Annotated in this window: 12 protein-coding genes; 5 read left to right on the forward strand and 7 right to left on the reverse strand. The window is 32.3% G+C overall.

Features of this window, described 5'->3' with window-relative positions:
• Window positions 1-148: 148 nt before the first annotated feature.
• The 4 genes from BUE95_RS08200 to recR all read right to left on the reverse strand — a co-directional run bounded on the left by BUE95_RS08200 (window position 149) and on the right by recR (window position 5,136).
• On the reverse strand, window positions 149-1,132 hold the full coding sequence (locus BUE95_RS08200) for an SDR family oxidoreductase (RefSeq protein ID WP_073583272.1): 984 nt from the start codon (window positions 1,130-1,132) through the stop codon (window positions 149-151).
• A gap of 7 nt (window positions 1,133-1,139) precedes the next feature.
• A complete protein-coding gene (locus tag BUE95_RS08205; protein ID WP_073583274.1) occupies window positions 1,140-3,587 on the reverse strand; it encodes a polysaccharide biosynthesis tyrosine autokinase in 2,448 nt (815 codons plus the stop codon).
• 5 nt (window positions 3,588-3,592) lie between these two features.
• Complete coding sequence (locus BUE95_RS08210) at window positions 3,593-4,378, reverse strand: polysaccharide biosynthesis/export family protein (protein ID WP_073583276.1); 786 nt, start codon at window positions 4,376-4,378, stop codon at window positions 3,593-3,595.
• Window positions 4,379-4,518: 140 nt separating this feature from the next.
• Window positions 4,519-5,136, reverse strand: coding sequence for a recombination mediator RecR (gene recR, locus BUE95_RS08215; protein WP_073583278.1), 618 nt, complete (start codon window positions 5,134-5,136; stop codon window positions 4,519-4,521).
• 139 nt (window positions 5,137-5,275) lie between these two features.
• Between recR and BUE95_RS08220 the strand changes: the two genes are divergently transcribed.
• Complete coding sequence (locus BUE95_RS08220; RefSeq protein WP_073583280.1) at window positions 5,276-6,772, forward strand: sodium:solute symporter; 1,497 nt, start codon at window positions 5,276-5,278, stop codon at window positions 6,770-6,772.
• Here the strand turns inward: BUE95_RS08220 and BUE95_RS08225 are convergent.
• On the reverse strand, window positions 6,769-7,125 hold the full coding sequence (locus BUE95_RS08225; protein ID WP_073583282.1) for a CoA-binding protein: 357 nt from the start codon (window positions 7,123-7,125) through the stop codon (window positions 6,769-6,771). The two genes, BUE95_RS08220 and BUE95_RS08225, sit on opposite strands and share 4 nt — an antisense overlap.
• Before the next feature lie 103 nt (window positions 7,126-7,228).
• Between BUE95_RS08225 and BUE95_RS08230 the strand changes: the two genes are divergently transcribed.
• The 3 genes from BUE95_RS08230 to BUE95_RS08240 all read left to right on the forward strand — a co-directional run bounded on the left by BUE95_RS08230 (window position 7,229) and on the right by BUE95_RS08240 (window position 9,913).
• Window positions 7,229-7,660, forward strand: a complete 432-nt coding sequence (locus tag BUE95_RS08230) for a hypothetical protein (RefSeq protein ID WP_073583284.1) — start codon at window positions 7,229-7,231, stop codon at window positions 7,658-7,660.
• Window positions 7,661-7,795: 135 nt separating this feature from the next.
• Window positions 7,796-8,419 carry a MarC family NAAT transporter gene (locus BUE95_RS08235; protein ID WP_073583286.1) on the forward strand — a complete coding sequence of 208 codons (624 nt, stop codon included), beginning with the start codon at window positions 7,796-7,798 and terminating at the stop codon, window positions 8,417-8,419.
• Window positions 8,420-8,491: 72 nt separating this feature from the next.
• Window positions 8,492-9,913 carry an SDR family oxidoreductase gene (locus BUE95_RS08240; protein ID WP_073583288.1) on the forward strand — a complete coding sequence of 474 codons (1,422 nt, stop codon included), beginning with the start codon at window positions 8,492-8,494 and terminating at the stop codon, window positions 9,911-9,913.
• Window positions 9,914-9,975: 62 nt separating this feature from the next.
• Here BUE95_RS08240 and ctlX read toward each other — a convergent pair whose 3' ends face one another.
• Window positions 9,976-10,911: a citrulline utilization hydrolase CtlX gene (ctlX, locus tag BUE95_RS08245; protein WP_073583290.1), complete on the reverse strand. Its 936-nt coding sequence runs from the start codon at window positions 10,909-10,911 to the stop codon at window positions 9,976-9,978.
• A gap of 56 nt (window positions 10,912-10,967) precedes the next feature.
• Window positions 10,968-11,882: a dimethylarginine dimethylaminohydrolase family protein gene (locus BUE95_RS08250; RefSeq protein ID WP_073583292.1), complete on the reverse strand. Its 915-nt coding sequence runs from the start codon at window positions 11,880-11,882 to the stop codon at window positions 10,968-10,970.
• A 132-nt stretch (window positions 11,883-12,014) separates the two neighbouring features.
• Here BUE95_RS08250 and BUE95_RS08255 point away from each other — a divergent pair, with 132 nt between their 5' ends.
• Entirely contained in the window at window positions 12,015-12,380 is a 366-nt protein-coding gene (locus BUE95_RS08255; protein ID WP_073583294.1) for a hypothetical protein, read from the forward strand.
• Window positions 12,381-12,398: the final 18 nt, after the last annotated feature.

Consider the following 12,398-nt stretch of genomic DNA (forward strand, 5'->3'; position numbering starts at 1 on the left):
GGTGTCATCCGCGTTCCAAATTTTAAAAATTCCCCAAATTTCTCCAATCTCTGTTCCTAAAAACCTGAAACTTGAAACCTGAAACTTGAAACCAAAAACTTAGAACACCCTGAAGCTTAGTATATAAAAACCATCACAACAAACAGAACTAAATTTTTCTCGTTTCCCAATACCATTTAACAGCTTCCTTCAACCCCTCTCGCATCGAAAATTTTGGATCATAACCTAGTAATCGTTTCGCTTTATCTACACTAGCTAACGAATGCGGTATATCCCCCACTCTATTTTGTCCATGAATCACAGGAACAGTAGCAATCTCAGGATCATAAACCGATAAAAACTCCTTTAAAGCACTAACCAACTCATTCAAAGTAGTTCTTTCTCCAAAAGCAGTATTATAAACCGTATTTACAGCTTCTTTATCCGTGGTTACCATGGCTAATTCATTCATTTGAATAACATTATCAATATAAGTAAAATCTCTAGAATAATTACCATCTCCATTAATCACAGGGCTTTGATGCGCCAAGAGTTGCGCTACAAATTTAGGAATTACAGCTGCATAAGCACCATTAGGATCCTGATTTCTTCCAAAAACATTAAAATAGCGTAGTCCAATAGTTTCTATTCCATAAGTCTTACTAAATACATCTGCATACAATTCGTTAACATATTTAGTAACTGCGTAAGGAGAAAGCGGTTTTCCAATATGCTCCTCAATCTTAGGCAAACGCTCTGAATCCCCATAAGTCGAAGAACTTGCTGCATAAATGAAACGTTTAACATTTGCATTTCGCGCAGCTGTTAACATGTTTAAAAAACCTGAAACATTCACATCATTAGAAGTAATGGGATCGTTAATAGAACGAGGAACACTCCCCAAAGCAGCTTGATGCAACACAAAATCAACTCCTAAAACCGCCTTTTCACAAGTCTCAAAATCTCTAATATCACCTTCAATTAGTGTAAAATTAGGATGACTTAAAAACCTATTGATATTATGTTTGAAACCTGTAGCAAAATTATCTAGACATATTACTTTATTACGCTTTAAAAAATAATCACATAAATTAGATCCTATAAAACCCGCACCACCCGTTATTAATATTTTCTTATCAACAATTTGATTCATTTTTACTTTAAATTTTACTTTTAATTTTTTGAATTATTTTTTTCCATCCTTTTGGTTCTTCCCTGTCATTATAGTATCCTTCTCCATAAGCTCCATAACCATACCCGTAGTTGTAGCCATATTTTGCAGTATTCTTAAACCCATTCAATAAAATACTGATATTATGTAACTCTCCTCTTTTATGTTTTTCGTTCACAACGCTCAACATCCCTTTTTTGGTAAAACCTTGTCTGGTTATATATAAAGTAGCGTCGCAAAAATGAGCCAATTCTAAAGCATCGGATACCAAACCAACGGGAGGTGTATCGAGAATAATATAATCGTATTGCAACTTTAAAGCGGCGATCATCTCACCCATGGTTTCACCCATAAGAAGTTCAGAGGGATTGGGAGGAATTGGACCTGATGGTATAACATCAAGATTAGGAATATGGGTTTTTTGAATGACCTCATCAATTGATTTCTGACCAATTAAATAGTTTACTACTCCTACTATATTATCAATATTAAAATCACCAAAAATTCTTGGCTTCCTTAAATCCAATCCTAGAATAACAGTTTTCTTATCGCTCATAGCAAAAACCGTAGCTAAATTTATAGAACAAAAAGTCTTCCCTTCTCCACTGACAGAGGATGTTAACATTAATGTCTTTGCTCCTTGTCTATTCTGTTTTTTATAGAGAAATTGCAATGAAGAACGAATAGCCCTAAATGATTCTGAAAGAGGTGATTTTGGTTTTTCAAAAACGGATAAATTATTCAGGGTATTCTTTTTACCCACCACACCTATTACAGGAATTTTGGTCAATTTTTGAATATCTTCAATAGTATTGATATTATTGTCTAGTAAAGTCATTAAAAAGACTACCATCAAAGGAATGAAAAAACCTAAAAAAGCCGCTAAAATGTAATTAATACTTGTCTTTGGTCCACGTAAGCCTCCTCCAACATCTTTAGCTTTATCCAAAAAATTGATATCTGAAATATTTGCCGCTTTAACAATTTCAGCTTCACTTCTTTTCTCTAAAAAAGTACTGTAAATTTTATCCTTTAAATTGTATTTACGAGTTATTTTAAGATGTTCCTGTTTTTGTTCGGGTAACAAACTTGCTTGACCTTCTGCAATACTCAAGTTTTTATTTACGATAGAAAGATCTATCAGCAAAGCACTTTTTGAACTGGCAATATTCTCTAACAATACGCTTTTGACTGCCTCTATATCGCTATCAAAATCAGAAAACATGTCTTTGTTTTTAACAGCATAAGCCATTTTTGAGCGCTCAGTAGACAATTGAATCAATCGAGAAACATTTCCAATGATATTAGGATCTTCAATTCCTGCAACTGTTGGAGCAGGTAATTTTGAATAATCAGTACTTTTTATTAAATAATTTTTTAATAAATTATAATAGGCTAACTTTCTATCAATTTCATCTTTTTGCAAATCATAAGAAGACAATTTTTCCGACAGCATACTGCTTCCTTCTTCTAGTCCAAGTATATTTTTACCTTTCCTAAATTCTTTTAATTCACCCTCTGCTTCTTTTATTTGCCCTTCCATTTGAACCAAAGTACTATCAATAAAATTAATGGTGTTATTCGCAAAAAGATTTTTGCTATCTAACTGATTTTTCCTTAGTACATCTACTGTAACATTTAAATACTCTACCAATCTGTGTTTATTTGGCCCCTCTAATTGAAGCCTGACAACAGATAAAGCTTTTGCATCAGCAGCAACATCAATGCTCTTATAAGCAGCAACTGTAGCATTAAAATCATCAAACTGCACATAATATTCTGATCCAACATAATCAAATGCCTCAGGATGTACAAGTAATTCTAAGTGCAGAAAAGGCAGCTTTATATTTTGTCCAACTTTAAAAATTTGCTTAAATTCTTTATTTTGTACTTTAAATTCACTTACTGATAAGTCTGCATAATGCATTAAAGGTACTACTGTGCTTTCATCAAAAGCAACACTAAGCTCATATTGGGTTGGACTTAAAAACTTTATTTTGATAGGTCTTCCAAAAAGTTGCCCTTTACTTTTGTCTATTTTGACATAAAAGGGTACTTCACCATATGCATCTTGAAAAAAATATTCTCCTTGTTTTAAGTATTTAATATAATACTGAAGTTTATCAACTACTACCTCATTATGTGATCTTGATTTTAAAGCTGTAATAATAGTTTGTACTTTATCTGAAGTTCCTCCCCAATTAAAAACCAAGCTTGTATTCGATGTAAAAAAAGGATTATTTTGATCTTCTACAACGATTAAAGACTCCATCCCGTAGATTTTTTCCTTTCTTATATTAACATTATAAGCTATTGAAAAAGAGATCAATAATGAAACCAAAAACCATTTCCAATAACTTATAACTTTTAGAAAAAATCCTTTGAAATCAAAATTATTTTGGGATTCAAGGAAATTGAAATCTCTAGTTTCTAACATATCTTTTAAAGATTTTTACTTAATAAAATAACTGTCGTAACCAATGTTAATGCAGAAACTACTGTAGTGATAGTTTGTACTCCTGTAGTTCCAGTTCCCCATGATTTTTGTTTTAATGGCTTTACAATTATATAATCATTAGGTTGTACATAAAAATAAGGCGAGTCCATCGTTTTAGCATCCGTTAAATCCAAGTAATGGGTTTCGAATCCGTGTGGAAACTTTCTTATTACTTGAACTTCTTTTCGATTTCCCGTGAGCGTTATATCTCCAGAATTAGCAATAGCTTCCATTATCGTAACTTTATCTTGATAAAGAACATTTGTACCAGGCGAACCTACCTCGCCGTTAATAGTATAGCGTAGTCCTGCTAATTTTACCGTTACAAATATATTCGCTTCGGTCTTAAAGTAATCATCGAGCAACTTCTTTTCAATTGTATTTCGAATCTCCTCCATAGTGTATCCCAATACGTTTAGTTCTCCGAGTACAGGAACACGAATATTGCCATGATCATCAACAGTATATCCATTAAAATAAAGTGCTTGTTGAGAATTTGCTTGATTTTGATCTGATGAAATGGTAAACATGCTTACCAACTTTTGATCAATAGCTTTTATTGTGATGGATAGCATGTCATTTACTTGAGCTCTATAAGGCTTAGAGACTTCTTGCTTTATTTCTATCGCATCCTTATCTGTATTCTTTTCTTGGAGATATATCAAATCTTTGTTTGGAATACAAGAGACAAAAAAGGAAGTTATTAGTAATACAAAAACTGTTTTTTTCATAAGATACAAAACGTAATAAAGCTAACAAAATGGTTTCGTGCTTTTGACGATCAAACAATTAGCCTAATTTAGGAAACAAATATAGTTTTTACAATTAAAATAAAGAAGCTATTCCTTCAAATTGATTGAGAATTGAAAGATTATTGTTTTATTGAGGTTTCAAAAGGTATTCTATTAAGTAAACTCCGACCTAGAGTGACTTCGTCAGCATATTCCAATTCATCACCAACTGCAATTCCTCTTGCTATGGTTGAAGTTTTCAGCTCACAATCTTTTATCTGTCTATAAATATAAAAATTAGTTGTGTCGCCTTCCATTGTAGAACTCAATGCGAAAATTATTTCAGAAATATTCCCTCCTTTCACCTTATCAACCAATGAAGTAATTTTTAACTGACTCGGCCCTATACCTTCAATTGGAGAGATTTTACCCCCTAAAACATGATAAACCCCCTTAAACATTCCCGTATTTTCAATAGCCATAACATCTCGAACATCCTCTACCACACAAATAATGGATTTGTCACGAGAAGGATTTGAACAAATACCACAAATTTCATCATCAGCAATCGTATGACACGCTTTGCAAAATTGAATATCATTTCGCATTGCCGTTAAAGCAGAAGATAATAATTCGGTTTGTTCAACTGGTTGTTTTAATAAATGCAAAAGTAAACGCAATGCAGTCCGTTTACCAATTCCTGGTAATTGAGACATTTCATTAACCGCGTTTTCTAGTAATTTAGATGGTAATTCCATTTAGCAAAAGTAAAAAAAAGTTAGGAGATTGCGGTTGGTAATTAGGAGTTTCCAAAAATATTTAAAAAAGAACTTTCTTTTGTCTTGTTACGACAAACTTCTATCTTTTTGTTATTTTAGCACATTCAAAAACCAAAATATGACGTCAGGAACTATTTTAACCATTATTATAATCTACTTCGGAATTCTGATTTTAATTTCGAATGTTGTTACTAAAAAAGACAGTAGTAATGATGCTTTTTTTAAAGCCAATAAAAATGCAAAATGGTATTTAGTTGCTTTTGGAATGATTGGTACTGCGCTTTCTGGTGTAACTTTTATTTCCGTTCCTGGTGAAGTTGGGAATCCTGATTTTCAGTTTAAATATTTTCAGTTTGTTCTCGGAAACGCCATAGGTTTTATAATCATCGCAACCGTATTACTTCCTTTATACTACCGAATGAATCTAACTTCGATTTACAGTTATATCGAACAACGATTAGGTGTTGTGAGTTACAAAACAGCAGCTACCATTTTCTTGATTAGTAGAACTATTGGTTCGGCATTTCGTTTGTATTTGGTTGTAATTGTATTGCAACGCTTTGTTTTTGATGATTTTGGAATTTCTTTTGGGGTTACAGTTTTGATTTCGCTTGCACTTATATTCGCCTACACCTATCGTGGCGGTTTAAAAACTATTATTATTACCGATACTTTACAAACCTTTTTCTTAGTTTTATCTGTTTTTTTAACCATCATTTTTATTTGCGATAGCTTAGATTTAAGTTTTATAGATGCATTTGAAACTGTAAAAAATAGTAACTATTCAAAAGTATTTTTCTATGAAGATTACTTGAAAGGGAATTATGTAATAAAACAAATTCTAGGAGGAATCTTCGTAACCATAGCAATGGTAGGATTAGATCAAGACCTGATGCAAAAAAACTTGAGTTGCGCTAACATTGGCGAAGCGCAAAAAAACATGTTCACGTTTACCGGAATTTTTGTAATCATCAATATTTTTTTCTTGAGTGTTGGTGCTTTATTATATTTATATGCAGAGAAAAATGGCATTTCGGTTCCAATGGTTGACGGGGTAAAACGCACCGATTTACTTTTTCCTGAAATTGCTTTTAATCATTTGAATATGGTTCCCGCAGTGGTTTTTTTATTAGGATTAACAGCTGCTACTTTTGCTACCACTGACTCTGCTTTGACTGCTTTGACAACTTCATTTTGCGTAGATTTCCTTGGAATGGATAAAGCGGAAAACCAAAACAAACCTAACGTAGTCAGAAAACGTTATTTGGTTCATATTGGATTTTCATTCTTAATGTTTATAGTAATAATTATCTTCAATTCACTAAATGATAAATCAGTAGTAACAATGATTTTTAAAGTGGCTAGTTACACGTATGGACCGCTTTTAGGATTGTATGCTTTTGGTTTATTCATGAAATCAAAAACTGTTCACGATAAATTAGTCCCAATCGTCTGTGTTATTTCTCCACTGATTTGTTTTTTGTTAACCAAAAATTCGACAGCATTTTTTGGAGATTATGTGATTGATAACGAATTAATTATCGTAAACGGAATCATTACTTTTATAGGCTTGCTACTAATTAGTAAACCAGCCACTAGTCAAACTAAATTTTAATATTGATTGGTTGCTAATAAAACCAAGGTACAAGCTACTTCATATTGAATATTGTTAGCTTCTAATATTTTATAAAATTCAGAATTTTCAGTTCCTGGATTAAAAATAACGCGTCTTGGTTTTAAAGAAAGAATATAATCGTAATAGTCAACTTGCGCTTTTGGATTAAGATATAGCGTCACGGTATCAACGGCATGAAAGTCGAGTTTTTCCGTTTCTATTGGAATATCAAATGCCATACCCTTTTTGGCACCAATAGCTACTACTTGGTGACTCTTATCTACCAGGCTATGAATAGCTTTGTAGGAATAACGCTCTTTATTAGTAGAAGCTCCCAATACTAGTGTTTTCATCTGTAGTGCTTTTAAGAAGTTTAAAGTTACGATAAATAAACAAATAATAAAAATTTACTAAAGTCTAAATACGAAGAAAAATTTAATGTAATTTTAAATAAAAATGCTTTTTAACATCTCCTACAACAATCCAAAAAACATCAAACAAATTAATGCTTTAGTTGGAAAGCCTTATTCATTATTAGAAAACTTGAAAAAAGGAGGTATAGGCTCTCCGAAACTTTTCATAACCCGATGCAGTCAAGAAATTTATGATTTATTGCATGTTAATGAATCTGTAAAGTTTTGCAACATAGAACTTCGTCCAAAGGGTATTATTGTGGGCTTCCAATCGCGATTAGATGTGTATGCATTAGTAATCCCATATTACAAATTGGTCTTTTTTAAACCTGGGAATACTATTACAATTCATGTAGACCAACATTACATCAGTATAGACTTTTCCAAAAACAGTAAAAGTGTGCATAAATTTTTTGAGAAAATTGAATTTGAAAAAAATAAAAATATGCCATATTCACCATTAGATGCATATTAATTTTAATCCTTCTCAACTCATTTAAAATAAATAAAAGTTTTTTAGATATCGGAAATTAAAATAATAAGTATAACTTTGAGATTACGTTATTTTAATATGCTTTCAAAAAAGCGCAATTATCTTTGTAAAAAAACTATGGATTTATTTATTTATGTTTTCGCCGCTTTATTTTCTGTCTTAAATCCGCTTGGAGCGGTACCAATTTTTGTAGGACTAACACAAGATGATTCCAAACAAGAACGTTCAAGAATCTCACTTTGGACAGGCATCAATGTGTTTATCATTTTAACAATTTCTTACTTTATTGGAAAATATGCCTTAGTTTTTTTTGGAATTAGTATTGATGCACTTCGAATTGCAGGTGGAATCGTAATTGTAACATCAGGGTTTGCATTGTTAACTGGAAACTTTAGCAAAAAAAGAGGCGTTAACAAAAAAGTAGCATCAGATGCTATGCAACGTAATGATATTGCATTATCACCATTAGCAATTCCAATGCTAGCTGGACCTGGATCTATGTCATTATTAATTGCAATGTATCAAGAACATACAGAAGTAGCACAAAAAGTTGCTACTTGTTTAGCAATCTTAGCCGTAGCTTTTTGTATCTTTTTAATTCTTAAGAGTGCACATTATATATCAAGAATTTTAGGATCATCTGGAATAGTTGCCATTTCAAGAGTTATTGGATTCATTGTAATTGCAATTGGTGTGCAGTATATCGCTAATGGTGTAGTTACTATTTTTAAAATTGTATAAACAAATCTTAATTTTTATCAAGGTTCGCATTAGCTTATTTTTTTTCATTAAATTTAATGAAATTTCAATTGTATGCGAATTCTATTAACTGGTGCAAATGGTTATGTAGGCAGAAGATTACTCCCTGAACTCCTAGCTCTTGGCCATGAAGTTATTTGTTGTGTTCGTGATAGGAATCGACTTGGTTTAGATCAAATCACTCTTGAAAAAGTGACGATTTGGGAAGTTGATTTTTTACATCAAATCAACTTCAATAACCTCCCTAAAAAGATTGATGTTGCTTATTATTTGATTCATTCTATGACGTCATCTACTTCCAACTTTGATGTAATGGAAGTAAAATCGGCTCAAAACTTCAATTTATACATGAATAAAATTGGAGTAGAACAAGTTATTTATTTAAGCGGTATTGTAAACAATCCTGAACTTTCTAAACATTTGCAATCAAGAAAAAATGTAGAAGATATTTTATTTGAAGGCAACTTCAACACTACGGTACTTCGAGCAGGAATAATTGTAGGATCGGGAAGTTCTTCCTTTGAAATCATCCGTGATTTATGCGAAAAATTACCTGTCATGATAACTCCAAAATGGGTTTTAACCAAATGCCAACCTATAGCTATTCGAGATGTTATTCATTATTTAACTGGAATACTACGTAAGACCGAACACTATAATAAATCCTATGATATTGGTGGACCAAATATAATTACCTATAAAGAAATGATGCTTTTGTATTCCAAAACTAGAGGAATTAAACTTTGGATTTTTACGCTTCCTATAATGTCACCTAAACTTTCCTCTTACTGGCTATATTTTGTAACGGCTACATCATATAAATTAGCCGTAAACTTAGTTGACAGCATGAAGATGGAGGTCGTTTGTCAAAACAATAATCTTCAAAAAGCATTAGGGATAAAGCCTATTACTTATGTAGATGCTATAAAATTAGCTTTTCTAAAAATCGAACAAAATCTAGTGATTTCAAGCTGGAAAGACAGTTTGGTAAGTAGTAGATTTAAAGAAAATTTTTCAGAATTTATTCAGATTCCTACTTATGGTTGTCTAAAAGATCACAAAATCAAATCGGTAACAAATATTGAACAAACATTAGATAATATTTGGTCTATCGGTGGTGACAAAGGTTGGTATTACGGAAATTGGATGTGGAAAATTCGCGGGCTCTTAGACAAACTCTTTGGAGGTGTTGGATTAAGAAGAGGCAGAACACACCCTACACATTTGGATAACGGGGACGCACTTGATTTTTGGCGTGTTTTAGTAGCCAACAGGGAAGAAAAAAGACTGCTCCTTTATGCCGAGATGCGACTTCCAGGCGAGGCTTGGTTAGAATTCAGAATTGATCGCGAGAATAAACTACATCAAATTGCCACTTTTAGACCTAAAGGACTTTTAGGAAGATTATATTGGTACAGTTTAGTTCCCTTTCATTTTTTTATTTTTGGCGGTATGATTCGGAATATCACTAAATAAAAAACCTGATGTCATTTATTTAGAATCAGGTTTTTTAAAATCATCCGTTCAAGCAAAATGCATTAAGCTTTTGGCAAGAAAATTTCCGCCATCATACAACGTGCACTGCCGCCGCCACAAGCTTCAACAGTATCTAAACTTGAACTTACTATCGTTACATGTTCTTCTAATTGTGCGATTTGCTTTTTAGTTAAACTTTGGTGTGCTGAAGCACTCATGATTAAATATCTTCTATCGTCATTACCTTTTACTTCCAACATATTACCAGCGAAGTTATTCACTTGGTCTTCTGTAATAAGAATTACTTCTTTTTCATCACCTTTCAAGCTATCTAAAACCATTTTACGTTCTTTTTTGTCATCTATACAATCTGCACAAATAACCGCAAAACTCTCGCCCACACACATAATTACGTTAGTATGATAAATATGTTTTCTTTCTCCGTTGACCGTTTGGAAAGCCTCAAAAATTACAGGGGTAAATTCGAAATCTTCACAAAATTCAATAAACAATTCTTCATCTGCTCTTGGAGATAAAGCGCAATAGGCTTTTCCATTAGCTCTATCTAAAACGATACTTCCAGTTCCTTCTAAAAAAACATCATCTTCTTCAGCCGAAGTATAATCCATAATTTCGTTAATTACGAATCCCTTTTCTTCTAAGGTATCTAAAATATCTTCTCTTCTTTCTAAACGACGATTTTCAGCAAACATAGGATATAAAACTACATCTCCATTCTCGTGAAATGATATCCAGTTGTTTGGAAAAATACTATCTGGCGTATCTGGACTTAAGGTGTCTTCAATCACCACCACATTTAAGCCTATCATCTTAAGTTTTTGCACAAAAGTATCAAACTCTTCTTGTGCCTTTGCGTTTACTGAAGCAGGTGTTAAATTATCCATTACTTTTTGGTAGTAATTGTTCACCGCTGTTTGTTCGTTCATACGGAATGCTACCGGACGAATCATCAATATGGAGTTAGTTGTTTGGTTCATGTTTTATTTATGTTTGAAGTTTCAGGTTTCAGGTTTTACAACTTGAAACAAAGTTTTTAATCTCGAATTAAAGGCAAGGTTGAACATCTTAACAACCCTTCTTGTTTTGCAATTTCTGCATAAGGAATTTCTTCTACTGTAAATCCGTTTTCACGTAACCAATTATTTAATCTAGTAAAATTCTTTTCTGAAACTACTACATCTGGAGCAATAGAAAACACATTGGAATTCATGTGATACATCTCTTCTCTTTCGATATGGAATAAATTCTCTTTACCGAATAAATTCACTAAAAACATATAATCTGCCTCTTCACGAAAACCACTTTTATAAATGATTCCTTTGTTAGTTCCTACAGGTTGAAAGCAACAATCTAAGTGTAAAGCATTATCTCGGGGTTCAATTTTAGATTTTACCAAATCAAATTCTTTAACAATTTTATTTGGAAACATTTCCTTAAGATAGTTAACTCCTTGTATATTAGTTCTAGCTGTGATGTAATCTTTATAATCTGAACCTTTATAAGTCCCTACAAAAATATAATCATTCCATGGCATTACATCACCCCCTTCAATATGAACTTCTTCTGGAGGACGAACCACTTTCTTTGGGTCTATTTGATCGATTACGTATTGAATAGCATTCAATTCACGTTCTCTATCAGGTAAAATATTAGCTTTAATAAAAATATCGTCAATAACAAATCCGATATCTCTGGCAAAAATTTGATTATAATCCTCAATAATTTGAGGTCTAAAGACTTGAACATCATATTTTTGGAAAACTGTATTAAAAGCTTCCATTTCCTTTACCATATCTTCTTCTACTGGATAGGTTCCGGCTTTAATATGCTCTAATGATTTAGGGTCATAGGCTTCATCAATGGTGGGTGTTGGTCCGTTACTGATAGCGGTACCTAACACCACGGCCCTCAATCGAGAGGTTTCATTTTTTACATTTAGTCGTAACATAGCTTTTGGCTTTTGGCAAATATAGAAAAAGGAAATGATAATTTTTATCCTACAGCAGTTATAAATTCATTTAAAATATGTTCAATTCCCTTTTAAATGATTAAATTTGAGTAAACTAAAAACAAATGAATTATGGGACTATCAAATTTTTTTAATTCTCTTTTTGGAAAAGCTAAGGAGAAAGCAGAAACAGCAAAAGAAAACCTAAACGAAATTGTGGAAAACGTAACAGAAAAGGCAGCGGATGTCGCAGAAGATATTAAAGAGACCGTTGAAGATGTTACTGAAAAAGCAACTCAAAAATTAGAAGAATTAAAAGTTAATGAAAAAGTTGCAGAAGTTTTAGAAACTGCAAAAGAGAAAACAGCTGAAGCAGCTGAGTGGGTTGAAGAAAAAGCACATAAATTAAAAGAATCTCTTCAAAACACAAATGATACTGTTGAAAATAAAACAGAAGAATTAACCACAAAAGTAGAGGAACAAAAATCCACCGAGTAAAAAAAATCCCACTTTTCA

It is taken from the genome of Flavobacterium cucumis (assembly GCF_900148835.1).
Lineage (GTDB): Bacteria > Bacteroidota > Bacteroidia > Flavobacteriales > Flavobacteriaceae > Flavobacterium > Flavobacterium cucumis.

Coding starts and splice junctions, on each gene's coding strand:
- BUE95_RS08225 (WP_073583282.1), bottom strand. CDS start 7,125: ATGAAAACACTAGTATTGGGAGCTTCTACTAATAAAGAGCGTTATTCC.
- BUE95_RS08200 (WP_073583272.1), bottom strand. CDS start 1,132: ATGAATCAAATTGTTGATAAGAAAATATTAATAACGGGTGGTGCGGGT.
- BUE95_RS08250 (WP_073583292.1), bottom strand. CDS start 11,882: ATGTTACGACTAAATGTAAAAAATGAAACCTCTCGATTGAGGGCCGTG.
- BUE95_RS08230 (WP_073583284.1), top strand. CDS start 7,229: ATGCTTTTTAACATCTCCTACAACAATCCAAAAAACATCAAACAAATT.
- BUE95_RS08220 (WP_073583280.1), top strand. CDS start 5,276: ATGACGTCAGGAACTATTTTAACCATTATTATAATCTACTTCGGAATT.
- BUE95_RS08235 (WP_073583286.1), top strand. CDS start 7,796: ATGGATTTATTTATTTATGTTTTCGCCGCTTTATTTTCTGTCTTAAAT.
- BUE95_RS08255 (WP_073583294.1), top strand. CDS start 12,015: ATGGGACTATCAAATTTTTTTAATTCTCTTTTTGGAAAAGCTAAGGAG.
- recR (WP_073583278.1), bottom strand. CDS start 5,136: ATGGAATTACCATCTAAATTACTAGAAAACGCGGTTAATGAAATGTCT.
- BUE95_RS08240 (WP_073583288.1), top strand. CDS start 8,492: ATGCGAATTCTATTAACTGGTGCAAATGGTTATGTAGGCAGAAGATTA.
- BUE95_RS08210 (WP_073583276.1), bottom strand. CDS start 4,378: ATGAAAAAAACAGTTTTTGTATTACTAATAACTTCCTTTTTTGTCTCT.
- BUE95_RS08205 (WP_073583274.1), bottom strand. CDS start 3,587: ATGTTAGAAACTAGAGATTTCAATTTCCTTGAATCCCAAAATAATTTT.
- ctlX (WP_073583290.1), bottom strand. CDS start 10,911: ATGAACCAAACAACTAACTCCATATTGATGATTCGTCCGGTAGCATTC.